Origin of the sequence: Nostoc sp., from assembly GCF_036916575.1 — a bacterium.
Lineage (GTDB): Bacteria > Cyanobacteriota > Cyanobacteriia > Cyanobacteriales > Nostocaceae > Nostoc.
The window spans coordinates 99,527-125,666 of the sequence record NZ_JBALGC010000004.1; the positions used below are offsets into that span (position 1 = coordinate 99,527).

The 26,140-nt window shown below is 42.8% G+C and carries 22 protein-coding genes and 2 pseudogenes; 7 read left to right on the plus strand and 17 right to left on the minus strand.

What is annotated here, in order from left to right; genetic code table 11:
• Positions 1 to 256: 256 nt before the first annotated feature.
• Positions 257 to 1,951 carry a DUF1565 domain-containing protein gene (locus tag V7L29_RS01595; RefSeq protein WP_334734324.1) on the minus strand — a complete coding sequence of 565 codons (1,695 nt, stop codon included), beginning with the start codon at positions 1,949 to 1,951 and terminating at the stop codon, positions 257 to 259.
• A gap of 409 nt (positions 1,952 to 2,360) precedes the next feature.
• Here V7L29_RS01595 and V7L29_RS01600 point away from each other — a divergent pair, with 409 nt between their 5' ends.
• A complete protein-coding gene (locus V7L29_RS01600) occupies positions 2,361 to 2,561 on the plus strand; it encodes an alpha/beta hydrolase (protein ID WP_334734325.1) in 201 nt (66 codons plus the stop codon).
• A 173-nt stretch (positions 2,562 to 2,734) separates the two neighbouring features.
• A complete protein-coding gene (locus tag V7L29_RS01605; protein WP_334693459.1) occupies positions 2,735 to 2,992 on the plus strand; it encodes an alpha/beta hydrolase in 258 nt (85 codons plus the stop codon).
• Here V7L29_RS01605 and V7L29_RS01610 read toward each other — a convergent pair.
• The 7 genes from V7L29_RS01610 to V7L29_RS01640 form a co-directional block, all read right to left on the minus strand.
• Positions 2,989 to 3,186 carry a hypothetical protein gene (locus V7L29_RS01610; RefSeq protein WP_334693460.1) on the minus strand — a complete coding sequence of 66 codons (198 nt, stop codon included), beginning with the start codon at positions 3,184 to 3,186 and terminating at the stop codon, positions 2,989 to 2,991. The genes V7L29_RS01605 and V7L29_RS01610 overlap by 4 nt on opposite strands.
• A 409-nt stretch (positions 3,187 to 3,595) precedes the next feature.
• Positions 3,596 to 4,216, minus strand: coding sequence for a low-complexity tail membrane protein (locus tag V7L29_RS01615; RefSeq protein WP_334734326.1), 621 nt, complete (start codon positions 4,214 to 4,216; stop codon positions 3,596 to 3,598).
• Positions 4,217 to 4,319: 103 nt separating this feature from the next.
• Complete coding sequence (gene infB, locus V7L29_RS01620; RefSeq protein ID WP_334734327.1) at positions 4,320 to 7,469, minus strand: translation initiation factor IF-2; 3,150 nt, start codon at positions 7,467 to 7,469, stop codon at positions 4,320 to 4,322.
• A gap of 486 nt (positions 7,470 to 7,955) precedes the next feature.
• The gene (locus V7L29_RS01625) at positions 7,956 to 8,225 is read right to left on the minus strand and encodes a YlxR family protein (protein WP_334693463.1); all 270 of its coding nucleotides are present in this window, start codon (positions 8,223 to 8,225) and stop codon (positions 7,956 to 7,958) included.
• A 148-nt stretch (positions 8,226 to 8,373) separates the two neighbouring features.
• Positions 8,374 to 9,654: a transcription termination factor NusA gene (gene nusA, locus V7L29_RS01630; protein WP_334693464.1), complete on the minus strand. Its 1,281-nt coding sequence runs from the start codon at positions 9,652 to 9,654 to the stop codon at positions 8,374 to 8,376.
• 190 nt (positions 9,655 to 9,844) lie between these two features.
• Complete coding sequence (gene rimP / locus V7L29_RS01635) at positions 9,845 to 10,306, minus strand: ribosome maturation factor RimP (RefSeq protein WP_334693480.1); 462 nt, start codon at positions 10,304 to 10,306, stop codon at positions 9,845 to 9,847.
• Positions 10,307 to 10,572: 266 nt separating this feature from the next.
• Complete coding sequence (locus tag V7L29_RS01640) at positions 10,573 to 12,036, minus strand: hypothetical protein (protein ID WP_334734328.1); 1,464 nt, start codon at positions 12,034 to 12,036, stop codon at positions 10,573 to 10,575.
• A gap of 596 nt (positions 12,037 to 12,632) precedes the next feature.
• Between V7L29_RS01640 and V7L29_RS01645 the strand changes: the two genes are divergently transcribed.
• Positions 12,633 to 13,358 (plus strand): peptidoglycan-binding domain-containing protein, encoded by a 726-nt coding sequence (locus V7L29_RS01645; RefSeq protein WP_334734329.1) that lies wholly within the window; start codon positions 12,633 to 12,635, stop codon positions 13,356 to 13,358.
• A gap of 31 nt (positions 13,359 to 13,389) precedes the next feature.
• Here V7L29_RS01645 and V7L29_RS01650 read toward each other — a convergent pair whose 3' ends face one another.
• Positions 13,390 to 14,283: an SDH family Clp fold serine proteinase gene (locus V7L29_RS01650; protein ID WP_334734476.1), complete on the minus strand. Its 894-nt coding sequence runs from the start codon at positions 14,281 to 14,283 to the stop codon at positions 13,390 to 13,392.
• Positions 14,284 to 14,439: 156 nt separating this feature from the next.
• Entirely contained in the window at positions 14,440 to 16,329 is a 1,890-nt protein-coding gene (locus V7L29_RS01655) for a serine/threonine-protein kinase (RefSeq protein WP_334734330.1), read from the minus strand.
• Between the two features lie 289 nt (positions 16,330 to 16,618).
• Here V7L29_RS01655 and V7L29_RS01660 point away from each other — a divergent pair, with 289 nt between their 5' ends.
• A complete protein-coding gene (locus V7L29_RS01660) occupies positions 16,619 to 17,527 on the plus strand; it encodes a c-type heme family protein (protein ID WP_334734331.1) in 909 nt (302 codons plus the stop codon).
• Positions 17,528 to 17,567: 40 nt separating this feature from the next.
• On the opposite strand, the gene V7L29_RS01665 is transcribed toward V7L29_RS01660, so the two are convergent.
• The 4 genes and pseudogenes from V7L29_RS01665 to V7L29_RS01680 all read right to left on the minus strand — a co-directional run bounded on the left by V7L29_RS01665 (position 17,568) and on the right by V7L29_RS01680 (position 20,079).
• The gene (locus V7L29_RS01665) at positions 17,568 to 18,818 is read right to left on the minus strand and encodes a serine/threonine-protein kinase (protein ID WP_334693469.1); all 1,251 of its coding nucleotides are present in this window, start codon (positions 18,816 to 18,818) and stop codon (positions 17,568 to 17,570) included.
• Between the two features lie 671 nt (positions 18,819 to 19,489).
• Positions 19,490 to 19,591: pseudogene (locus V7L29_RS01670) on the minus strand (Uma2 family endonuclease); the annotation flags it as partial.
• A gap of 7 nt (positions 19,592 to 19,598) precedes the next feature.
• Positions 19,599 to 19,802: pseudogene (locus tag V7L29_RS01675) on the minus strand (protein kinase domain-containing protein); the annotation flags it as partial.
• A 52-nt stretch (positions 19,803 to 19,854) separates the two neighbouring features.
• A complete protein-coding gene (locus V7L29_RS01680; RefSeq protein WP_334693470.1) occupies positions 19,855 to 20,079 on the minus strand; it encodes a type II toxin-antitoxin system HicB family antitoxin in 225 nt (74 codons plus the stop codon).
• Between the two features lie 39 nt (positions 20,080 to 20,118).
• On the opposite strand from V7L29_RS01680, the gene V7L29_RS01685 reads away from it, so the two are divergent.
• The gene (locus V7L29_RS01685; protein WP_334734332.1) at positions 20,119 to 20,445 is read left to right on the plus strand and encodes a hypothetical protein; all 327 of its coding nucleotides are present in this window, start codon (positions 20,119 to 20,121) and stop codon (positions 20,443 to 20,445) included.
• A gap of 455 nt (positions 20,446 to 20,900) precedes the next feature.
• Here the strand turns inward: V7L29_RS01685 and V7L29_RS01690 are convergent, their stop codons facing one another.
• The gene (locus V7L29_RS01690; protein ID WP_334734333.1) at positions 20,901 to 21,608 is read right to left on the minus strand and encodes a Uma2 family endonuclease; all 708 of its coding nucleotides are present in this window, start codon (positions 21,606 to 21,608) and stop codon (positions 20,901 to 20,903) included.
• Between the two features lie 102 nt (positions 21,609 to 21,710).
• Entirely contained in the window at positions 21,711 to 23,234 is a 1,524-nt protein-coding gene (gene radA, locus V7L29_RS01695) for a DNA repair protein RadA (RefSeq protein ID WP_334734334.1), read from the minus strand.
• Between the two features lie 170 nt (positions 23,235 to 23,404).
• Between radA and rpaB the strand changes: the two genes are divergently transcribed.
• Positions 23,405 to 24,133, plus strand: a complete 729-nt coding sequence (gene rpaB / locus V7L29_RS01700) for a response regulator transcription factor RpaB (protein WP_334693474.1) — start codon at positions 23,405 to 23,407, stop codon at positions 24,131 to 24,133.
• Between the two features lie 129 nt (positions 24,134 to 24,262).
• A complete protein-coding gene (locus tag V7L29_RS01705; RefSeq protein ID WP_334734335.1) occupies positions 24,263 to 24,922 on the plus strand; it encodes a cofactor assembly of complex C subunit B in 660 nt (219 codons plus the stop codon).
• 283 nt (positions 24,923 to 25,205) lie between these two features.
• Here V7L29_RS01705 and V7L29_RS01710 read toward each other — a convergent pair whose 3' ends face one another.
• Positions 25,206 to 26,120 carry a M48 family metallopeptidase gene (locus V7L29_RS01710; protein ID WP_334693476.1) on the minus strand — a complete coding sequence of 305 codons (915 nt, stop codon included), beginning with the start codon at positions 26,118 to 26,120 and terminating at the stop codon, positions 25,206 to 25,208.
• Positions 26,121 to 26,140: the final 20 nt, after the last annotated feature.

Consider the following 26,140-nt stretch of genomic DNA (forward strand, 5'->3'; position numbering starts at 1 on the left):
TCAATAAAGAAAAAATAAAAAAATTATTAGGAAATCACAAAAAGCAAAAATTTCTGAGAAAATAGAAATCGTTGAAACGGGGTCAGCCAATATAAAGATCCTGACCATAAACCCAATCACATTTAAATGGGGTCAGCTATATTTAAAGACCCCAAATTTTATGTTTAAAAACTCCTAAAATTAATAAAACTCATAATATTGAAGCGCCAGACTGATAATTTGTTAGTCTGGCGCTTCCAATTTGCTAACTAGGCATTTACTGAATTGTTACCAAATACGATGAAGGAATTGGTTGAGCACGTCCAGCATTGACGAGTGCCTGATAAACAAAAGCAGCAACTTCGGCTCTAGTTGCTTCACGATTAGGATTGAGTTGCTTCGCTGTGGGATAGTTGATTACTAATTGCCGTGCAGTTGCAGCAGCAACAGGAGCGATCGCATAATTAGGAATCTGAGCAGCATCGGTATAAAAAGAAATGACATTCTGATTATTCGCAGTTAAGCCCAAACCATTAGCTAAAGCTACTAACGCCTGCACTCTTTGAATTTGCTGCTGTGGCTTAAAAGTTCCATCAGGATAACCAGAAACGAATTGACTCTGGTAAGCAGATTGAATTGCAGCATAAGCCCAGAAACTGCTTGCTACATCCTTAAACTGAGTGCCTGCGCGTTTGGCTGGTGGTGTTAAGGCTTTAGTGACAATAGTGGCGAATTGAGCGCGGGTTACACGATCATCGGGTTTAAAGCTGCCATCAGGGAAGCCAGCAATAATATTTTGGGAAGCTAAAGCTTCGATGTAGGTTTTTGCCCAGTAATTTGCTGGCACATCTTTAAAAGCAACAGGCCCTCCAGGGGGTATGTTAACACTTGCGGCAACAAAATCTACTGAGCCGAAAATCTTTTTTTGATCGATATCGTTGCCAATAGCGACAATTTGACCAGTTTTAGTGGCGTTGTTCACATCATAACGAGTGTTATTGCGAATAAGATTGCCACCAGGATTTTCGTTGGTGCCAAGGTCGGGTAAAGCGTTAACAGTCGCTACTACTCCATCCCGTTTATTGTTTTGAATGACATTCTTACGCAATACGGGCTTCGCAGTCTCTGAGATAAATAGACCGTCTTGGTTTTGGACAATTTGGTTTTCCACAATTTGGGGTGTGGAAGTGCCACCGATCGCTAGACCAAAACCAGTATCCTGAAATAAGTTATTCCGGATTTCTCCTTGGGCAGCTTTAGCAATTGAAATCCCGTTGCCTTTGTTTTGCACAAAGACGTTACCTTCAATTTTAGGATTGCCTGTACCCGTGACAAAAACACCCTCTCTGACACTGTTAGTAAAAGTACTGTTTTTGATAGTGGGATTAGTTGACTCCACCCACACAGCCGTACCCCGGCTATTTGGATTGGTGACGGTGACACCAGTGATCGTGGTATCTTGATCAGCAAGGATGGTAATGTCCTGTCTGGCAAAGGTACGACTCGTATACAAACCTCCACCTGTAATCAATATCGCCTGACCTTTAGTAGCTTCATCACCCCGCAGTGTCACCCCTGGTTTAAGCGAGAGTGGGAAGGTTTCACCACTTTCCAGATTATAGTTCCCAGGTGCTAATTGAATAACTGCACCTGGTTGGGCTTGACTGAGAGCGAAACTGATGTTTTTGTAAGGTGTAGCTGACGTTGTACCAGCACCAGCAGTATTTGTACCAGTTGTTGGATTAACGTAAATCACTGCGGCAGCTACGGGAGCTTGCGCTGTCAGAGTTGCGGCGATATCTTCTGGGTGAGTAGCACCAGCATTAACCTCACCTGGTAGTAGTATTGACCCACTAGAAACAACTAGCAAAGCCGTTAGTCCGGCTCCCACGCGTAAAGTATATCTGAGATGACTGCTGGAAAGAAGGCGAAAATTTTTCGCTAGAGAAATGTGAAAACCCCGATATTTCATTTTTTCCGTCTGTGATGTGCTGAATTACGGTATGTCGAACAAGGTTGAAGCTAACAGCCTTATAGCTGCTGTAAAACCCATGCAAAACTATACTGGATGATTAGCGCTGATTCAGCTAAATTCCTTAGATAGATCACAGAACTTATACATTAGTTATATTATGTCATTCAGAAAATTCTACTAGTATACTGTAGCGTCAGTTTGCCTACCTTTAACAAGGGCTTAACCCTCTTTTGTCACTCTGGGTAAACTCAATCGCTGAAAGCGTTTCGGAGCTTTGCTTTCCACTTAGAAGCTATAAATTTTAGTGACTGTTGGATAATATTGGCTCAAAGCTTGATTAAATCGAAGTCTCAGAATCTGGTTTCGATTATTGTTTTCCGAGAGTGACAAAAAAGGGCTAATCTAATTGTCTGCTAGTATTTGTCTTCTACTTTTGTCCACTCCTGCCTTTGCTGCGGAACTAGTGGTGCTAAAATATGGTATCTTCCGTGAATCACTTTCAGTGGAGGAGCTATCCACCTTTGCCCAAACAGGTGAACTTTCACGTTCACTACGAGTTAATTTGCTTTGGCGCGACAAGACCCCAAAGTCATTTGCCAGTATTTAACGGAACCAGTGAAGGTAAACCCTGTATTTTTAGATAGAGTCAGGACTTACGCAAAAATAACGTAATTTCGTCATTACGAGCCATAGCGAAGTAATCCCCCCTGACGTTGGGATTGCTTCCCTACACTCCGTTTCGGTCGCAATGACAATATCGGCGTTGCGTAAGTCCTAAGAGTGCTAAATAGCCAGATTAGTAATATTATTTTGGATCAAATTAGTCAAGTTATTTCTACACCGTCTCGGAGAGCAGGTAGGCAGGCTTGGCGAGCCGCGTTGGTACTTTCTGCGAGTCAAGACGGGCAGGTATCGCTAATCGAAATTATTAAGAATTATCCTACTAATGAAGTAGAAGTTGATGGCGATCGCTTGCAAAGTGCATACCGTCAACTCCGTCGCTTGCAAACAAGCCTACAAGATTTATTTGGTGTTTAGTAAGCTAAGGTCTCTAAAGTTTCCCTTAAATACCGTTGTACCTGCTGTTCCAGGCGAATTCCCTGTAATTGAGCATCGCGTTCTAGTTGCCAGCGTTGAAAACCGGAACTAGTGGAGATCGCACATTTGAGGCTATACCAAATTTTAGTATCAGCAGAAAATTGGCGATCGCTAGAGGCTGGAATTTGAGCCATAGTTTCTCATTCCTTTGTTTTAACTTCAACGGTAACTGAGCATTGGGCATTGGACATTAGCGCTCTTGCATCACTCTCACTAACGAAAAATCGAAGCTAACTTTTAAACCTCATATAGTCAGAGGGTTAAAGCCTTTATTTTCTAACACAATGATATTAATCATGATTTTTTGGTCAAAAGTCTTGCGTCGTTAGAAGTTTGGTTTTATTCTCTAGTGAAAGTGATTAAAGAGCGTTAGAGACAGAGACACAGAGAACACACAGAGCAGAAATAGAGAGGGTTTTTACCTCAGTTTTGGGATATTTTTTTATTTGGAAGTTCCTTAGTTATTCTTCCCCTGCTGAAGAACTGCTCCTCTACTGCTTATTTGTAACCCTTTAAAGTGAAATAATATTACTTTAAGGGCTACTAGGAATCTGTATTAATCCTAAACAGGGATTCCAACAACCGGGGCACGATTTGATTAACCCGCACCCCTAAAATTGTGAAATCCTGCTTAATCTTTTCTAAAGATAATGGCTGTATGTCAGCGAATTCTGTGTCATTAGTCACCAAAACTCGCATTAGACTCACAGGTATTTGTAAAAATAGATTGCTGCCCAAAAAGGCTAACCCCGCAAGCAATAGTCCCAGGCTGCGCCATTGCGGCAGAAATTTAGCTGAATTTGCTAGTAATGGGGCAATTTGGTAAAGAAACCATAGCATCCAAACCGACAATCCTGCTGCCACTAATGCCAGCATCCGATTTGATTTTGTATTAATTAAACAGAGAATTTTTCGCTGCCGTTCAGTGAGATTTTCTGGCTTTAGGGCTATTCCTAAAAGAGCAAATATGTAAAAAGGGCGGCGCAACTGCATCCATAGGAGGGGAAGAACACCAATGGCGGCAACTAAGAATAGCTCCATCCAAACGGGCAAAAATGGCTCACCTACAGACAGAAACAATAAGCAGAGTACTAAAAAAATAGGCAAAGTCGCCAATCCAGCGACGTGAATCCACAAAATAGGTTCAGAGCGAAATGAATGCATAATAAAAAGTTATGAGTTAAGAGTTAGGAGCTAGGAATTAGCAGCCTTTAACTCCTAACTCCTAATTTATCACTCCTAACTTCTAAACATTTTACCCTTAACACTATCTCGTTAAGGTGAGAGTGCGGCGCTTGGTAACCATCTGATAGGCTTCGATGATGTCACCTTCAACCCAATCATTGAATTTATCGATGCCGACACCGCATTCATAACCGGCGTTGACCTCACGAGTATCTTCTTTCATCCGTTTTAGGGAGTCAAGGACGCCTTCATAGATCACCTTACCACCGCGTCGCACCCTGACTTTGCAGTTGCGAACTAATTTGCCAGATTGAACATAGCAACCGGCAACAGCACCACGGCCGACTGTGAAGACGGCACGTACTTCGGTTTGACCCAAGGGTTCTTCCACCAACTCTGGTTCCAAAAGACCTTCCAAAGCATCTTGGATATCTTCCAGGAGTTTGTAGATCACGTTGTATTCACGAACATCTACACCCGCTTCATCGGCGGCTTGTCTAGCCCCACTGGCGAAGGTGGTGTTGAAGCCAATAATCACAGCATTACTGGCAGCTGCTAAGTCGATATCTGTCTCGGTGATTTCCCCAGCAGTAGCCAAGAGCATCCGGATTTGGACTTCGTTTTGGGGGATTTGCTTGAGCGCTCCCACAATGGCTTCCACCGAACCTTGTACATCTCCTTTCAAGATCAAGTTGAGTTCTTTCAACTCGCCTTCTTGTGCTTGAGCCGATAGGGTTGTGAGGGTAACACGACCCTGCAACAGTCGGGATAGGCGTTGTCTATCTGCGCGATCGCTAGCGAGTGCTCTGGCTTCTTTCTCGTTCTGGAAGACCTCGAACTCGTCGCCTGCTGCTGGTACATCACTTAAACCCAACACCTCGACAGCAAAGGAAGGAGAAGCAATGTCTACTCTCTTGCCTCTGTCATCCACCATCGCCCGGACTTTACCAAAAGCCGAGCCAGCTACCAAGATATCTCCCACATGCAGGGTGCCATTCTGAATTAGCAGGGTAGCAACTGCTCCCTTGGCTTTATCCAAATGTGCCTCAATCACAGTTCCTTTGGCAAAACGATCTGGGTTAGCAGATAGTTCTCCAACCTCTGCTACCAGCAGAATCATCTCTAAAAGCGTATCTAGGTTTTCACCCCTGATAGCGCTCACAGGAACCATGATTGTCTCCCCGCCCCAGTCTTCTGCGGTCAGACCATACTGGGTGAGTTCTTGTTTCACCCGCTCTGGTTGTGCCCCTTCTTTGTCAATTTTGTTAATTGCTACAACAATTGGCACTCCCGCTGCTTGGGCGTGGCTAATGGCTTCAATGGTTTGGGGACGGACGCCGTCATCAGCAGCCACTACCAACACGGCAATGTCTGTTACCCGTGCTCCTCGTGCCCGCATCGCTGTAAAGGCTTCGTGACCGGGGGTATCCAAGAAGACTATCTGCTGCGGTTTGCCTTCATGTTCTACATCTACATGGTATGCACCAATGTGTTGAGTAATACCACCAGCTTCGCCAGCAGCTACTTTTGTTTTGCGGATTGAGTCGAGTAGGGTTGTTTTACCGTGGTCTACGTGACCCATAATTGTCACGACTGGCGGACGGCGGTGGAGATGTTCTAGGTCTTCGACGCCGACCATTTCCGTAATTTTCCGAGCTTCTGCTTCTGGCTCGGCGGTTTCGACTTCTATTTCTAGTTCTTTTCCTACCAGAGTAATTGTGGGAATATCCAGATTTTGGGTGATACTCACCGCCATGCCTTTAAGGAACAGGATTTTTACAATCTCTGTATCGGCAACAGCTAATACGTCAGCCAGTTCTTGGACAGTCAACGGCCCTGTTACCATCACTTTTTCCGGACGGTCACGCTTTGTCTCAGCTTCTTGGCGACGGTTCTGGTGATGGTCACGGCTGGAACCAGACTTGGAACCAGACTTTCTAGCTCTTGCAGTTGGGGCACTAGTAAGGGTTGCGCCTGGCATCTGTACAGGTCGAGTCGCTTTGGGTTTGGGAGGACGGGCGATGGAAAGGCTGACTTGGACGGTGGCTGGTGAGTCGATATCATCATCATCCAGTAAATCCTCTTCAAACTCATCATCAAGTATCGGCTTGATTCGCTTGCCTTTGACGCCAGCTTTAGCCTTCTCTTTAACTTCGTCAATGATTTCCTCTTCTACCCACTTTTTGCCACCTTTGGTCGGGCGAGGCGGACTTGGGCGTTTTAAATCAAGCAGATCAGGTGCAACTGGATCATCACCTAATCCTTCAGATTTGCCCGCTATTCCTGACATCTGTCTGGGTGGAGTAGCGATCGGCATTGCGGCTGCTACAGCTTCACCAGGACGTCCTGGTCTGGGTCGTTGCCCCTCTGGTAGTTGTGATGGTGCAGATGGCCTATTGCCCCTCTGCTCTGGTCTGGAGGGCGAAGGGGTGGGACGAGCCTGTCTTTGTGGTGCAGATTGTGGAGACTGCTCAGTTGGTAGTTTAGCGACTTTTGGCTTAATTTGATCGCGATCGCCTTCGACGGGCCGTAGCCGTTGGTCGCGTTTGAGGATCGGTTTGTCTGCCTGAGATACTTGCTCATCTGCCACCTGGGCAACTTCTGCCGCAGGTCTTGCTGGAGGGGCAACTAGTTGCGGTTTTTGAGGTTTTTCCGTTTTTGGTCTGGGTGGAACTATTTTTTCCGGTTTTTGGGATGCTATTTTTTCCGACGCCTGATTTGGATTTGGCGTTTGTTCCAAGTTTGTGACAGTAGGTTGCTCTTGGGTCTCAGATTGATTCCGGGGTACAGGTCGAGTTGGTGCCGTCGGCTTCATGGGTGAGACTGGTGTAGCGAAGGGTCGTGGAGGAGAGGGAGGATTAGCTTCAGACAAGGCAGCTTGGGTATTGGTAGCAACTGACGCCTCTGGGGCGTTGGATGTAGTATTTCTCAATATTTTGGGTTTGCGTATTTCCAAAATTTGCTGTTTGTGGGGTGCAGCAGGTCGCGCAGGTCCGCCGTTTGGTGGTGAATTTGATTTATGGCTGGTTGTACCTAGTTCCTTTTTGGCCGACACATTCGTAGCTGCCAGTTTTTCTGCTGCTGTACGGATGTTTTCTGCCTCAGATTCTGAAATCGTGCTGCTATGGCTTTTGACTGCAATGTTGAGCTGGTCGCAAATTGCTAATAGCTCTTTGTTATCCAAATTCAATTCCTTTGATAATTCATAGATTCTAACTTTGCCGTTGTTCATCCACTCTTCCCCTTTAATTTACAGTTTTAGCGGATGGTTGCCTGGGAGTGCGACATCTCCATCCTTGGATTACTGTTTTTAGGTTGCCGTTCAGTTTTTGCCGGTGCCTCCAATCAGGAAAGAGAGATGTTTCGGTTTAACAATGGCATCCCCACCAGGAATGATGGTTAAGGGGCACCCATAAAAATTTCTTAAATAAAAGATTTTTATGGGAACCCTTGACGCCGAACTGCGCCTGAGCGCTACCAGGTTGCCATTTTGTAGTTTCTTGTTTTGTTGATTCTGAGTCTTCCACAACACAATCGATTACATCTTGTTCTGGGTATGTTGCCTCGCTCCTCTTTTTATTGGAGAGCCGAATGCTTTCTACACCCATTTACTATTTTGGCACTAACCTTAACGATCAAGAGAGGATGTGATAAAAGCACGACTAGTTCGGCTTTCGACATAATTCCTCTGGTGATTACGCCACTTAAGTTATTCCAACTAAATTTGGTTTTGGGTATTACTGCAGGCTAGACGTTGCAACAAGCTTTGGTACAGTGTTTCTGGCACTGATGCATGTAGCGATCGCCCTAGTCGATTTTTTTTTTGAGCCGCTTGTAAGCAACTCGTTTCAGGACAAATATAGGCAGAACGCCCCATGCCCTGATCTAATTGTACCTTTCCCGATGGAAAGACGCGGACAATCCGCCAAAACTCATCTTTTGAGCCTACTTTGCGGCAACTAATACAGCGCCGATAATTTGGTTTCATCGGTTCTTTGTGATCTCAGTCCAGGATTTTGGATGTAAAAAGAAGTTTATTATTACTATTTTTTACTTATACCAAGTTGCCTTTGAGAAAATAATCTTTGAGACTGAGACTACAATCAACAGTATCAAAACTTTACAAAATTAATAAATTACTCGTCCTCGTTATTGTCAAAACTATCCTCCTCTAATTCTAAATCGTCCAGATTTTCATCCCCTAATTCTTCCTCAAAGTCAAGATCATCTTCCTCTGGTTGATATTTTGTTCTTGCTGCTGTAAATTTGGCATCCTCTCCTGCATAGTCATACTTAGCTTTATCTTTGATGTCAATTTTCCAACCAGTCAGGCGGGCTGCCAAACGGACGTTTTGTCCTTCTTTCCCTATAGCCAAACTCAGTTGATCTTCAGCCACAAGTACGTGAGTTTGCCGGGTTTCTGGGTCCATTAGGCGTACTTCATCTACCCGTGCTGGACTTAAGGCATTAGCGATGTATGTTGCTGGGTCTGGTGACCAGCGAATTACATCTATTTTTTCACCGCGTAATTCATTGACTACCACTTGAATTCGCGATCCCCTGGCTCCGATACAAGCGCCTACTGGGTCTACATCGCGATCAAGGGTATCTACTGCTATTTTAGTTCGGGGTCCTACATAACGGGAAGGGGGGTTTGCCTCCCTAGCTACGGCAACAATCCGTACCACTTCATCTTCGATTTCTGGGACTTCGTTGGCAAACAGATAAACCACCAAACCAGCATCTGCTCTAGATACTAGCAACTGTGGCCCTCGTTGCTGACCTTGGGAGACTTTTTTGAGATATACCTTGAAGGTGGCATTTGCCCGATAATTATCGTTGGGCAGCTGTTCCCGCTTCGGTAATTCGGCTTCTACTTCTGGCTGACTAAAGCCACTGCTAACTGCCAGAACCACCGATTGCCGCTCAAACCGCAGAACTCTTGCTTGCAGGACAGTTCCTTCTAAATCTTGGAACTCTTCTTGCACCATCTGGCGCTGTTGATCCCGTAATTTTTGTGCAAGTACCTGTTTGGTTTGCATCGCCGCCATCCGACCAAATTCACCTTGATCGGGGGTTACATCCAGCACTACAGAGTCTCCTAACTGCGCTTCAGGAGCTACTTGTTGAACTTCATCTAGGGAAATCTGGTGGTCTGTGTTATTAACTTCTTCGACAATGGTTTTGGTGGAAAGAACGCGAAATCCTTCTTCCTCAATATCGAGTTCTACTTCAAAATTTTCAAAATAATCTTCGTCAAACTGTTTGCGCTCTAAATTTTGGGCGCGACGATAACGTTCGTAGCCTTTAAGTAGTGCTTCTCTAATAGCTGATTGAACTGCAAGACGGGGTAAATTCCGTTCGCGACTTATACTTTCAATTAATTCTTTTAATCCAGATAAAGTAACCATTGACATAAGCAATCTCCTTTAAAAATCAGGGAGTGGGGAACTCAAAGTCCCCTCTGGGGATAAGGGGTAATGGGGAGTAAAAACTGAAAACTACGCATTAGAGCCAGGGATTAGAGAATAGCTTTACACTAGTCTCTAACCTCTAGCCTTGAGTCAAGCTGCTCTAGTCTTTAACTCTTAATCCCTAGCCCCTTGTTTATCGGCGCTCGTCTAGCTGCACCTTAGTAATTAGGGAGCGGGGAATTTCGACTACACGACCTTTTTGGTTTAAGTAAAGTGCTGTCTCATCCCGGCGAATCAACTGACCAGTCCACTCTTGTTGTCCGTCGTAGGGTGGCGAAGTGGAGATAATAACAGGAAATCCTTTAAAGGAAATAAACTCCCTGTCAGTGACCAGTTGCCGCGAAATACCAGGACTAGACACTTCCAAAACATAGGCATCTGGAACGATTTGGGCAGCATCTAAGGAAGCTTCTAAAGCATGGCTCATCCTCTCACAATCATTCAACCCAGTGTCTTGCTGAGGATTGCGAATGTCTACCCGCAACACTGGGGGACTTTGGTTAGTGTGAAAAACTACACCAACCACTTCCAATCCCAGTTCATCTGCTACTGGTGTCGCCAAATCAATAATTTGTGGAACTAAAGGATGAGCCATGAGAGAATTCAATAAAAAAAGTGGGCATCGACCCACTTCCTGCGATAGGGATATCTTCAAGAAGTCTTGTGACGAACCAGTGATGGTTCGCCCTAATTCGAGTTTAGCGCATTTCTTGGATAGTCGCGCATGGGGGAGCCACTGCGTTGAACGGGTTTGGCGGCTTGTCCCTTGCGCGTCTCCCCTTCTCACATTCGTCTCTAGGCTAGCGCCTGCCGTAGGATGCCCAAAGGGCTGTAGGGAGAAGCAAGTGGCGTCATGGGGCATTAATTATTCCTCTTGTGTCCCTCTGCCCTCTCTAGGAGAGTAGTGCTTTTATCCACTACTGCTGGAACTGATACTTGTGTTCGTAGCTGCCTAGTTTGCTCGATAATTTGATCTATATCTTCTTGAGACAAACGCTGGACGTAGTTGAGTTTGATTTCCTCTAAGAAATCAAAAAGTAAACTCTGAATTTCTGAGAGTACATGTTTTTCCTTTATTTCCGCTCCCAAGGCGTCGCTGAAGCTTTGTACCAGTTGACTGGTAAGTTTTGCGCCAACAGGGTCTTCAACAGCGCTAACTAGAGTTTTGTAAAGATTAGTTGTGATTTGGGTCGCCAATTGTTCACTTAACTGGGTTTGAGCCTGTCCCACGCCAGGGAGTTTCTGAAGGTTACGGTAGACGGGGACTTGATGGAAGACGGTTTCGATATTGTGGCGCAAAATGGCAACGATCGCAGGTTGGATATCGGGTAGCACTTGGTAGACGATTGTTTTTACCAAAAGACCTGCGATCGCTTCCACTTCATTCACATTATTAATATCTATGTAGGGATGTAAATTTTCCTGTTGTGAGAGCCAGCGCGTTAACTCACCCCGCTCAATTGAACCCTGAACCTGCTTAATTACCCTCACTACCACAATTTCTGTCAGTTCTTCAGCAAAATTAGCGACAATCCCTTGATTAATTTGCCGCCGCACTGGATGCAACTCCAATAACCGCGCTTGATCAAGGCGAATTAATACAGGTATGATTCGCAACCCCCGCCAAAAGGGCAGTAGTAAAAATAAATCGTACCAACGCCACAATACTGCTTCCAACCAGCTAAAACCAGGATGTTGGCGTCTGATCAAGAAGGTGCGCCCCAGCAATTCTATGCCAAATAAAATCACAAAGGGTAAGTCAATAATCCAGAAATCATCAACAAATTCGCCACTTTCCCCAATTTGACGGTAGTAGTTAGAGGCAATCAAAGGGCGGATTCGCTGGTTGAAAAAATTAATTTCTTGAAACCAGCCTTTTTGTGATAAGTAAGGTTGACTCCAAAAAGTGGCAAAGGACTGTTTTGCAGATTCTTTATCGATGCGATCGCGCATCCGATTTTTGATTTTTTCCAGAGTACCACTCTTATTCACTCCCGCAAACGGGTTAGTGTCAATCATCTCGTTGCTCAGACGCCTTATTTCCTCTAGCCTGCTATTTACCTGAGGCGACTGTAACCCTGTTTGACTGACTTCTTCTTCTAATGCCGTTACTGTTTCTAGATAATTTTTTGTGTCTCGATGGGGTTCAATACCTTTTATTGGGTCATAAATCTGAATAATTTGGGGAACTTTTCGCAAATAGAAATCCCGCCAAGGTACGTAACTTAAATCAAACAAAAATAATCCTAAATTTACGGTAGCAGTAATTGCCATAAATCTTTCAAACCAAAGATTCTGCTGCTTAGAAGATTTTATATTTTTCATACATTGTCATATATTATACATTAATGTAACTTTGGAATATAAGCTCTTTGATTTATTAATTTTCGGCTTTTTCCAATTAACTACAGCAATTTGCAGTTGAGTAGACCGCAGTATGGATTCACATCTGTGCATTTGTGTCAACTTCAGCGCAAACCCTTTTAAAATCTTGTTTCCAGCCTCTAACTCGAAATACTTGTTCATTGCAGCTCTGCCGCAAGTAAGGAAGGCGGAGCTTCCGATTATGCATTAAGAGTCAGAGACTCTTGACCAGACAAAAGAGACAATCTCTAAAAGCTTGTTCTAGACAGGCTTTTGCCTTAAGTAAACACCTATGACATCTGTGCGCCTCTACTGTAATTTAGTCTTCAAGGGGTGTATTCGATTCAAATGATAACCGCTGTATCTCTGTTAATACAAGATACTTCTTTTGATGGATGACACAAATTAGTTTTTGTAAATTATGTTAAATATGACAAAAATAAATCACGAATTATTCAAAATTTATTAAATAATTGCGAAAAAAGTTATTAAACAAACTTAAAATGCAGCTGTTAATGTTTATAATCCTGCTGATTTAATCCAAAGGAGTTTTAAGTATGTGGTGTGGGTTTGGAAAATCAAGCGCGACCTTTGCTGTTACTTGCCTGATAAGTGCTAGCTTGGTAATTGCAGACACAGGTTTTGCAGCTCCTCGACGTAGCTATACGCCTCAGCAATTCCGTACTGTGTTGCGAGGGTTAGGCTACAACGTCAAGGTAACAAATAGTACTTTGAGGGATGAGGAAACTAAAAAGGCAATTCGTGAATTTCAGACGGGTTATAAGCTAAAACCAGTTGATGGGATAGCAGGGCCAAAAACCCAAGATTTTGCTGGTAACATAGTTCAAATTCTGCAAACAAATTTAAATGCAGTGCTAAAGCCAAATCCTCCTCTTCCGCGCGATCATTTTTATAGTTCCCGCACGGAAGCAGTGGTGAAGGAGTATCAAAAGAAATATCAGTTGCAAGAAACTGGAATTGCTAATTTAGCACTCCGCCAAAAGCTGAATGAAGAAGCAAAGACAGTTTTTAGTCAGCCAACAGCTACACCAACTCCTACACCAACAGGTAGACCGAGAACTAGACCAACAGGTAGACCGAGAACTACGCCAACAGCGACGCCAACAGCGACGCCAACAACGACGCCAACAACGACGCCAACAACGACGCCAACAACGACGCCACCAACTATACCGACAGCGACGCCAACAGCTACACCGACAGCGACGCCAACAGCTACACCGACAGCGACGCCAACAGCTACACCAACATCTACACCCTAGTCGCCATAAAAAACTCCTACCCCAAAACCTTTCAAGTCATTTGATTTGGTTCTTCTAAGGGTCTGCCCTTGGGGGTAGGTAAAATTGGACGGCGGTCATTGTAAGGCATAGGAATATACTGGACAGTGGGTCGCCCTCCTTGTGGCTGTGGGTACAAATCCATAAGATCATAAATAGAATGGGGCAGTCCGACAGTTACGGGCAGCCCCATTTCTGTTGCTTCCTCTATAGTGATAGGATAGTCGTGGGTGACGCGCCCGGTTGTCAGGGCTTCGATAATCGATTCAATATTTTCTGGCAGAACTTTTTGTTTTGGTATACTGTCTTTTAGCAGAGTTCGCACAAACCGCTGTACCTGCCCAATTGCTTTACGTGAGAGATCGGCCATAATTAGAGTTTGGTCATCAATCTCACCGATGGGTTTATCTTCAACTACTTTCAGGATACTCGCTGCGGGGTAATTACCTAATTGGGGATCAACTGGCCCCAAGACAGCGTTAGCATCCATAATAATTTCATCAGAGGCGAGGGCAAGCATTGTACCACCACTCATAGCATAGTGAGGTACAAAGACTGTAACTTTTGCCTGGTGGCGAATTAATGCTCTGGCGATTTGTTCGGTAGCCAAAACCAAACCACCAGGAGTGTGCAAAATTAAGTCAATCGGCACATCTGAGGGTGTGAGGCGAATTGCTCGCAGTATCTGTTCTGAATCTTCGATAGTAATGTAGCGAGATAAGGGAATTCCCAGGAAGCTAATAGACTCTTGGCGGTGAATCAGCAAAATCACCCGACTTTTGCGTTCCTGCTGGAATTCTCGTAAAGCACGCAAGCGGTTATATTCTATTTGACGTTTTTGCCAAAGGGGTTGCAAAGAAGTTAAAAGGAGGAAAATCCAGAATAAATCACCGATACCAAAGCCCATAAATATTAATTCTTTGTTCAAAAATAACGGTTGTCGTCATTATTGTCACAATTTTTGGGCGATCGCAGTTCTATCTGTAGATTTAAAAGTATCGAACCACACTAAGCAAAAATATTATGAATTATGAATTATGAATTATAAATTATGAATTATTTATTATCCTCGTCGCCAAATCTTGATAGTATCGTCATCACCACCGCTAACTAGGGTTTGGCCATTAGGACTGAAGGCAACGCATCTAACATAGTTGGAATGCCCTGTAAGTGTGCTGATTTCTCTGCCACTGTGTACGTGCCACAGTTTGATAGTCTTGTCCCAACTGCCACTAGCGAGAAGTTGCCCATCCTGGCTAAAGGCGATCGACCAAACTGAATCATAATGACCAATGAGAGTACGAATTTCTCTGCCTGTATTTACATGCCACAGCTTAATCGTGTTGTCACCACTGCCACTGGCGATAATTTCCCCATCCTGGCTGAAGGCGATACAGTTGATGAAGAAGGAATGACCTGTAAGTGTGTAGATGTTTCTGCCTGTATATACTTGCCATAGTTTGATGGTGTAATCATTACTGCCACTAGCCAGAAGCTGCCTATCCTTGCTATTTGTTGCAGGCGTTTTCGGAGAGTAGGCGACTGACGAAACTGAGTCAGAATGACCTCTGAAAGTTTGGATTTCTATGCCTGTGTGTACCTGCCACAGTTTAATTGTGCAGTCAGCACTGCCACTAGCCAGAAACTTGCCATCTGGACTAAAGGCTACGGAATTCACCCAATTAGCATGACCAATGAGAGTACGAATTTCTTTACCTGTATTTACATCCCACAATTTGATTGTGTTATCCCAACTACCGCTAGCCAAAATCCCCCAGTTCTGGTCTGCGATTCCCGCAGATTTGCCTGATTCCCCTTGATAATAATGCTTTGAGGAGATTGGGCTAAAGGCGACAGAATGAACCATACTGGAATGACCAGAAGACCAACGACCCAATTGACGCACTAGCTTGCCAGTACCCAATTGCCAAAGTTTGATAGTCATGTCATTACTGCCACTAGCAATAAATTGCCCGTCTGAGCTAATGGCGATCGCATGAACCATACTAGAATGACCTTTGAGGGTCTGTACACATTGCCAGTTCTGTTGATCTAATACAACAAGTTGAGGGGGTTTAAGTCTAGGCGTTATCACTAAGGTAGATGATATTGTTGTTACATTTTTCTTAGTATCAGCACTCAATAAATCTAACCATTCTTGCACAGACTGGGGACGATACGTTGACTCCAGATCCATGCCGCACATAATAGCTTGATTTACTTTATTGCTAATGTTGGGATTAAAATATTGTGGTGGTTCTAAATTAATATTGTGACGCCTATCATCTGCACTCGTCGGGATAACGGCAGTAAGCAAATTATACAAGGTAGCAGCTAAGGCGTAGATATCAATGTATTCTCCTCGTGGCGCTTCTGATTCATACTGCTCAGGTGGGGCAAAACCAGGAGTGCGATATACTGTATGCCTTTGGATCATATTGGGAATAAATTCTCTAGCGATGCCAAAGTCGATCAGCACTGCTTCTGATTTATCAATGCGGATCATAATGTTACGTGGTTTGAGATCCCGATGCAGTAGTCCTTTAGAGTGAATTAACGTCAAAGCGTCGCCAATTTGCCGGATGTACAGCAGCGCTTCTGCTTCCGATAGCACCCCCATCCGCCTCAAACGCTGTCCTAAGTCTTCGCCTTCGATGTACTCCATCACCATACAGGGCAAATTTCCCTCATCGAAGATGGTTTCTATCTGTACTATATGAGGATGGTGACACACAGCCAGCCGAACTGCTTCATCACGGAAGTCTTGCCGCAACTTGTTTCGGTGGAGTATCCAAGCGGGGTGATTCAGGATTTCTTCTTTGAGGGTTTTAATCACTCGCAGTTGATTCCGTTGATTTTTGGCAAGATAAGTAATGCCAATTCCGCCTTCGCCTAGTTGGCTTTCGATAATGTAGCGTCCACCAAATAAAGACTTTCCTGCATTCCACACCATTAGTAATATCTGACAATTGCTGGTATTTATTTTGGCACGGGTTCAGAACAGCCAACACGAATTTTTGAGAATTCCATTTGAATAGCTATTGTAGCTTTTTGGAACTTAGTTACTTAGAAAACATTTCCATTAACCTCAATAATTACTAATATAAAGTCGGATATACCTAATAGTTTTAGCTAAACTATATCTTTACACCAAAATCTTTATTTGATTGCTCATGTTAGAGTAAATGATCACTTTAGCCATATTTAGTCATAATAATTGGACTTGTAGGTAATCTGAAATTATGCTAAAAAATCTCAATCTGAAACAAAAATTTACAATTTTGCTACTAGTAATTCTGACATTCGGTTTGAGCTTGAGTGGATTTGCTCTTTCTTCTCTGCTCAGAGAAAATGCTAAACAAGATATTAGCTCAACTGCTCTCATGCTCATGGAAACAATGAGTTCTGTTCGTAAATATACCAATACTCAAGTGAATCCAGAGCTAGCTGATAAATTGGCAACTGAGTTTTTGCCGCAAAGTGTGCCTGCATACTCAGCACGGGAGGTATTTGAGATTTTACGGAAAACAACAGACTACCGTGATTTCTTTTATAAAGAAGCAACTCTCAATCCCACAAATCTTCGGGATAAAGCTGACGGTTTTGAGACGGAAATTGTCGAAAGGTTCAGAAATAAACCAGACCTTAAAGAAGTGAGTGGATTTCGCTCAATTCCTGGTGGGGATATCTTTTATATTGCTCGTCCGCTGCCAATTTCTGAAGAAAGCTGTCTAAAGTGTCATAGCGTACCTGAAGTTGCACCTCAAAGTATGATTACTCAATATGGTACAGTTAATGGATTTGGGTGGAAGCTTAATCAAATTATTGGCGCACAGGTTCTATCATTACCTGCGAATAATGTCATCAACAAAGCTAATCAGTCTTCTTTACTAATTATCTTAATTGTATCAACTATTTTTATAGGGACTATCCTGTTAGTCAACTTTTTTTTAAATCGACAAGTTGTTATGCCTCTAAAACGCATGACTCGTATAGCCGAAGAAGTTAGTACTGGACATATGGAAGTTGAATTTGAGCAGATGTCTAATGATGAAATCGGTAATTTAGCTAAAGCTTTTAGACGGATGCAGTTAAGTTTAGAAATGGCAATGAAAAGAATCAAACGCACTCAGGGAAGTATAGGAGATTAAAAATCCCAAATTATCTCTCAATTAGTGGTAGTCTAAATGTCTATGAAAATAAGCTTTTTTTGAATTCAAAAGCTGCTTGAAAGTCAGGAATTTCCCTGGCTATGAGTTCAATAAATTGGTCAGGTGAAATGTAAGGATTTTCAGCTAATATTTCTTCTACAATCAGATTTGCCATTGGCCCAATGTGGTAAGCTAACTCCTGCTGACAATGTTTGATGAATGCTGGTTGGAGTGAAGGTTGTTGTTGTTCAATTCGCCGAATTTGCGGACTAGTAGATGGACTAGGTGAATTAAAAATTGTTTCTCCAGGTTGGTTGTATGACTGCGATATTGCCGACATCGGCTGAAATTCCGGATTAAATACTGTAGCAGGCAAATCATCAAGGATGATTGCAGGAGCCATTGCCACTTCTGGTTTTCCAATCTGCTCTAAATCTATAAGAACTTCCTTGGCAGTTTGGTATCGCTTGTTAGGCGTATCTGCCAACATATGATCAAGTATTTGAGCGAAACCATCAGTAACATAGGTATAATAACGCCAGTTCCATTCTAAGGAGTACTGATCCATTAGTAAGGATGGATCTCTACCTGTTATTAGTACAATAGCTGTTACTCCCAAAGCATAAAGGTCACTACAGGGGGAACATAAACCCAAGCTAATCTGTTCACGAGGAGCATATCCCACTTTGCCTACAAGGGACATTTTGCCAACAAAGGTCACCTGCTGGTTAGAACTTCTGCCTTCGTTCATGTCAGCAATTTGCTTGCCTACACCGAAATCAATCAGCACTGGCTGATCCTTGCCATCAGGTAACATGATGTTGTCAGGAGAAATATCTCGATGGATAATGTTGTGCTGGTGGACATATTCCAAAACAGGCAGCAGATTCTTTAGCCACTCTATAACTTCCTCTTCAGAAAAATTTCTTCCTTGACGTTGAAGTTCTCCCAGCAGCCTAGAATATGTTTTACCGTCAACATACTCTTGTACTAGGAATAACCGACCATCTCCTTCAAAGCAAGCCAAAAACTTGGGAATTTGTGGATGTTGCAATTGATGAAGAATTTTTGCCTCTCTTTTAAATAAGTTGCGATATTGTTCTAGTCCACTCTCTCCTGTACCAATGGGCGCAAACTCCTTAAGAACACAAGGTTCATTAAACCGACGAGTGTCAAACGCCAAGTAAGTTCGTCCCAATCCTCCCTGTCCTAGAAGTTTTTGGATAATATAGCGGTTATCGATTAGAGTTCCAGCAGCTATTTCTGGTCTTGTCATAGGGGACTGTGACATCTCATCGCACTCCTAGCGATTTTTTTATTGATAGATTTTCTCGTTTGCTGAAAGTCACAAACTCTAGCAGATAAAGGCTGATAACATCCCTAAAATTGAGGTTAGCACCACTATCAACACAAGGAAATACACTTTTCTATAATCTTTTGATGGTCTTGTGTGACCAAATAGACAATTTTTACTTAGGTTATTTTTTCATACTACTAGTATTTAAGTATTTTAGCAGCCGCAACATAACCAGTGTCTGCGGTAATATCTGCGAGTGCTCTGGGCATTGCCTTTTAGATTTACTGTTAAACCACATCTTATATCAAATCCGGCTGATTGCACATAGTTTCAATCAAGTAACAGAGGGGATTATAGCTTATTTTTAGTGTGGTTGTTTAACCGGATTTGATATTACCTTTAGTAACTCAATTAGCACTGAGTTTGGGAACAGTAAACATATAGTGTGACATCATAGTTTTTCAGAAAAACTAAGGTTGCTATAGACTTCCCGAGGGAAATATTATATGTATTTCAAGTGCTGAATATGCGATCGCTCTCAAAAGTTAATCTTTCTGGAAGCCAATACCGTTATTAAATAGCTGCCTCGATATCGGCTATCAAATTCGGTACAATGATTTCTCAAAGTAGAAAATTATGCTGCGTATAATAAAAGACTCCCAAAGCTACAATAATTTATCTAGTTCATCAGGATTCACGCCTAACTGACGCAAACGTTGTGCTAATTGTTCTGCTTTTCGTTTAGTTTCTGTAGCTTCTTGTTTTGCAATGATAGCTCGGCTTCAAATCGCGATGCAGTAGCCCTTTGTTATAAACTAAAGTTAAAGCGTCGCTAATTTGCCTAATGTATAGCAATGCTTCAGCTTCTGGTAAAGCTCCTTTTTCGGTGATTTGCTCACCTAAATCTTTGCCTTCGATGTACTCCATCGCCATACATGGCAAATTCCCTTTATCAAAAACGTTTTCTACCTGCACAACTCAAATGCTTTGAGAACTCTCTTCTTCGGAGCATCGACAGGAAACTTCGGCATTAAATAGCCATCTCTGCTTCTGTCAGAAAAGCTTCGATTACTGGTGATTCATCTTCGAGCATTTCTTTGCCAAATATCTCAATGTAGCAGCGAATAGCTGACTTGACATCGGCTAAGGCTTCTTCATAGGTGTCACCTTGACCAACTATCGCCCCTTTTATACCAAGAGGATAGGCAACATAACCGTCAGAATGTTTTTCTACAATAATTTTGATTTGTTTCATCACTAGAGCGTTTAGCAAGGTAAACTTTAGGCAATTCTGATGGAGCCTACAATAAACAGTATATTCAATTGTAATCAACCTATGGCGATCGCAGTAGTTAAACCCTCATCCTGGCTAAAGAATGGTATTCAAGTTGAAAAAGCCAATAATCTTAATTTGTTTAAATTTACAGACGAATTGCAAGCTCGGATGCAAGAACTTGTTGATAGAAAAACAGCTGATTCTTTGACACCAGAAGAAGCGGCTGAAATGGAAGCAATTGGGGAATTAATCATAATTGTTAGCTACATCAATGGAATGATTGCTTCTGAGGCACAAAAATTCCAGGGAACAGGAAACAGCGAACAGGGAACAGACAAAAACTAATATCTAAAAAATGCTTTTTAGAGACGTTGCATTGCAACGTCTCTACATCTGGTTTATTGCAGATGGTAGTCGTACTCTGATTTGGATGTTACATAAGGGCGATCGCCTTTATCATGTTTTTATTTAAAGTATAATTTTATACTCTTTAACTATAAATTCAAAAACTATTATTAATAATTCTCAAATTATCATGGGAATAAATTATCCTTAATTCGAGCAATATTAGCAACATTAGCTAACAGAATTAATCTGATTTTTTGACTTTTATACCAGTTTTAATAAAGAACGCGACAAGTACCGTAATATTGGAAAATATTGCGCCCCTAGCGATGATTTATATGTTGGAAGTATTTTTGTAATTGGTATTATTTAAAATTTCATCTTTACTAAAAAAAATGCTAGATTAAAGCAAATTTTTAACTAATCTAGCAAACTTAAATTCTTTACAAGATAGTCTAATCTTCAGGTTCAATTCCCGCAGCCCGTAATTGTGCTGCTAGTCGTTCAGCACGTTGTCGTTCTTGTTCGGCTAATTCTGCACCCCAAGGCAGAAGATTTCCTTGTTCATCCCACCACCGTAACCACTTTCCTGTACGGTTTTCACGAGTACCTTGCCACACCCCAAGGTAAAGATTTATTTGGGCTATCCAATGGCGTTGATTTTCATCAAGCTCTTGCAAGATGTATTGTTCTGTGTTTTGCAAGCGATACATCTCTAAACTGCCGCTATTTGGATCAAAGATGATATAGTTTGGCACTTTTAAGATGCGCTCGTAGAAAAACCATTTTCCTGGGGGATATGTCGCTTTGACAGAATACTCTGTCTCCTGTGTATCGGAAATAAATTCCATTACAATTACGGGAATGTCACCCTGTAATTGAGGGGTGTAACTGCGTGTTACTTCTTCTCTATTAACATTAATTTTGGCAATGAAAGCCCAATTAGGGGCTTTAATGACCATTCTGTTGTTTAAGGTGGCACAAATGCCATAATTAGTTGTTGTCAGGGCGTTAGCTGAAATTTTTCTAGCTAATTGTAGGCTTTCCGTGAGTGCAGCAGCTAAGGCTGGTTGGTTGATGTTGTCCACTGGATCGTCTGGCAGTCTATAATCATCGGGTAGTTTTTCCCAAGTGATTTGGTAGTCTTGGGTGATGGCTGTCATAATGGGTTTTCCTTTAGTGTGGTATCAAAATCTCGGATTTTACCCTGGTGTTTGACTGTTTCAGATCCCCCCAACCCCCTTTAAAAAGGAGACTATTGGTTACTAATCTTCATTGGGTTCTAAATCGTCGGCTGTCAATTCCTGATGCGGGATGGCAGCGATAATCGCATCTATTACTTTAGATACTGGTAATATCTCAATATTCAGGTCAGGAAATTTTGTCCCTTTGGGCACGATCGCTCGTTTAAATCCCAACTTAGCAGCTTCTTTCAACCGCAGTTCCACTTGGGAAACCGATCGCACTTGTCCGCCTAACCCAACTTCACCGATCAATACTGTACCTGGGTCAACTATGCGATCGCGGAAACTGGCAACGATCGCGATCGCTATTCCTAAATCTACTGCTGGTTCTTCCACATTCAACCCACCCGCAGAAGCAACATAGGAATCCAATTTTGACATGGGAATTCCTACTCGTTTTTCTAAGACGGCGAGAATTTGCACCAAGCGGTTGTAATCTACGCCAGTACCAGCACGACGAGGGGAAGGGTAACTGGTGGGACTGACCAAAGCCTGCAACTCTACAACTATCGGGCGAGTGCCTTCGCAAGCAACGACAATTGCAGTACCAGGAGCAGGATCGTCACGGTTGCCTAAAAATAACTCTGAGGGGTTGGCAACTTCCCGCAGTCCCTGTGCCACCATTTCAAAGATGCCAATTTCGTGAGTTGCGCCAAAGCGGTTTTTTACTGTCCGTAATAACCGATGGGAGGCAAAGCGATCGCCTTCAAAATACAACACTGTATCAACTAAATGTTCTAAGACTTTTGGCCCGGCGATCGCTCCTTCTTTGGTGACGTGTCCCACAATCAGCATGGTGATATCTTCGTGTTTCGCCACCTTCATCAGTGCTGCTGTACATTCCCGTACCTGAGCCACCGAACCTGGTGCAGAAGTCAGCGCCGGAAAGAACACCGTTTGAATACTATCAATCACCGCCAAGTTTGGTTTTAGAGAGTCTATTTCCCGTAAAATTTCTTCTAAATCCGTTTCTGGCAGTACATATAAATCTGCACCTATACTATCAGGGTCTATGGGTGGTGTATTATCTACTACTACTGTTACCTTCTCATTATTCACCACATTTAGGGTTTTTGATACTCCCAAACGAGAAGCTCGTAATTTTACCTGCTGTCCCGATTCTTCACCAGTTACGTAAAGGATGCGGTATTTCTGTGCTAATTGATTTGATACTTGCAGCAATAAAGTCGATTTACCGATACCCGGATCGCCACCAATCAGCACCATAGAACCTGGGACAACCCCACCTCCAAGCACCCGATCCAATTCTCCATAACCAGACTCCCAGCGGGCAATTTGGCGATCAGTAATTTGGTCAAATGTTAAGGAGGCTCGCGCTTTAGCTGGTTTAGCGTGAGATTTGCCATTAGTTTGAGTTGATTGCCAACTACTCACTCCCCCTCGACTGGGTACATCTACTGAAGACTGAATAGAAATTTGTTCTTCTAGAGAATTGTAAGTCCCGCAATTTGGACACTTACCAAACCACTGGGGTGATTCTGCTCCACATTCGTTACAAACGAAAAAGGTTTTTGGCTTTGCCATTCTTAAATCTTATTAAATATTCTTAATATTTACATAATTCTTGAAAAAAACTAAAATCCAATAATAGTAGCATTTAGAGCTTTTTCCAAATCAATTCATGGAATGATATCTTAATATTATGGTATTAAAAATTAATCATGTAAATTTTTAGTGAAGGAGCCTAGAGAAACTTGGAAAGCCATAAAGAAAAAATCTTGGTGGTAGACGACGAAGCCAGCATTCGCCGGATTTTGGAAACGCGCCTTTCCATGATTGGCTACGATGTAGTGACGGCTGGCGACGGGGAAGAAGCTTTGGAAACTTTTCGCAAAACTGATCCTGACCTGGTAGTTTTGGATGTAATGATGCCAAAGCTAGATGGCTATGGTGTATGTCAAGAATTACGAAAAGAATCAGATGTCCCCATTATTATGCTAACAGCCTTGGGTGATGTAGCTGATCGGATCACCGGGCTAGAATTGGGTGCTGATGACTATGTAGTTAAACCATTTTCCCCCAAGGAGCTAGAAGCTCGAATTCGCTCGGTGTTGCGGCGGGTAGACAAAAATAGTGGATCTGGTATTCCCAGTTCTGGGGTAATCTATGTCGCTAATATTAAAATCGATACGAATAAGCGACAAGTCTATAAAGGTGATGAGCGGATTCGATTGACAGGTATGGAGTTCAGCTTATTAGAGTTGGTAGTAAGTCGCTCTGGAGAAGCTTTTTCCCGTTCGGAAATTTTGCAGGAAGTTTGGGGTTACACACCAGAACGTCATGTGGATACCCGTGTAGTAGATGTGCATATATCCCGTTTGCGGGCAAAGTTAGAAGATGATCCTAGCAACCCAGAATTGATTCTCACAGCGCGAGGTACTGGTTATCTTTTCCAGCGGATTATTGAACCAGGGGAGGAGTGAGGAGATGAGGCAGGGGAGCAGGGGGACTCGGGGTCCCCTCTCGGGATAGGGGGAAGAGGGGGCAGGGGAGCAGGGGGAGAAGAACTATTAATTATTGTCCAATGCCCAATGACCAATGACCAATGACTAATGACTAAACCTGATCCTAATCGAGTTTTGCGGCGTCTACCCATTGTCGTGGGTGGGCTAGGCGCTGTGCTTTTGCTGATTAACCGTTTATTGACACCGGAATTAACCCAATCCCAATCGCGTGGTGATGTGGTGGGCGTGATTTTGAGTGCGGTGTTAATTTTGACGGGTTTAATTTGGCAGCAAGTTCAGCCGCGATCGCCTGATACTGTAAAACTAATTGGAGAAGAAAGTTTTGTACTAGCAGCAGATTTACCAGAAGCCGTGAAAACAGAGCTAGCTTGGGCATCTCATTTATTGTTGACTAATACAGTAACGCGATCGCTTGTGGTTTTTTATCAAGGTAAAGTTTTGTTGCGTCGTGGGATTCTCGGTACTAAATCTGAAGTTGTACCAGGAGTAATCTTAAAACAGGTACTCGAAAAACAAAAGCCGATTTATCTAGTTGCGCTAAAAGTATATCCAGGTAGGGTTGAATTTGATTATTTACCAGAAAATACTCAAGGTGTAATTTGTCAACCTATTGGCAACCAAGGTGCGCTAATTTTGGGAGCGAATGCTCCTCGCAGTTATACCAAACAAGATGAAAACTGGATTGAGGGAATTGCTGATAAACTTGCTGTTACTCTTAGCTCAACTTTATCCAACCAAGCGACGTAACCTAGATTTAGGTTGGTCATTTGTCACAATAACTCGTAATTTGTAATTATTACCTCAAATTGACTTGTTCGTATCTTATAGCTGTTCCAGTTGCATGAAGTACATATCAAAACCTCTTCCCCAGCCGCTCTCTTAACTTACAAGGAGGAGAGATAAAGCACAGCTTTATCGGGATGAGGTTAAGCTGTACCTCATTTTTATTAGCAAAGGCTATATAGTTAATTACGAATTACGTAGTTTGCTTCTCGCCGGAGGCGAGTATTACGAATTACGAATTATTTAATCACCAAGAAGTCAAAAAATTCCACCCTTCCTTTTCTTCCGGTGTCTCTCCTTCTTTTTCTTCGGGTTCATCCGGTGTCTTGAAATTTTTCAGTTGAATTACATTCTCATATTCTCCTGAATCAACCCATTTCAATAACTCGCCAGCCCGCATAACTACCCAGGAAAGCCCAAGTTCTGTATAGCTTAATATTTTGGTGACCTTATCAACAGTATCAAAGCTATTAGATGCAAACTCACGGGCTTGGAGGAGGAAATCTTCGATTACAGCAGTAGTTAAGTATTCCTCTGGTAAACCAGCGAGTTTCATCAGTGTAGTAGTTGCTACGTTAATATCCTGACAAGCCAGCAAACCAGCCCGATCAGCAGTGAATTTAGCCATCATCCGCCAATTATACAAACCCAGTTCCATTCCACTAGCTACCAAGCCACCTACTCCCAGTGTGGAACTGCTCAACAAATTTTTCAAAGTTGGCATAACAATTGCCATTTGGTGATACACCATATGCTGACTTTTAATGCGAGCAACTTCGTGTCCGAAAATGTAAAGCAACTCATCCGCGTCAAGCCACTCCATTGCATCTAAATTGATACCGACAAGGGGTTTTTCCACCCCAATAATGTAGGTTTGAATGTGACCTGTGCCTCGAAACAGATACAGGTCAGGAAGTGGAGCAACATCAAGAATTTGGCAGGTTTCTATAAATGTCTGATGCAATTGGGGAAAATTACGCGGCGAAATTCTAATTTCACTACCAAGACTTTGCAGCCTGAGTAGGCGATCGATGCCGTATTCATTAATTTTTTTGAGTAGCAGGGAGACACCAGGCATATTTTGCAAAGAAGCCAAGGCTTTGCGATCAAAAGGGTGTTCGTAGGCTGCTGAACTCAGTCCAGTTAATAGTTTTCTCGTCATTAGTTTTGAGTTTTGTCTTG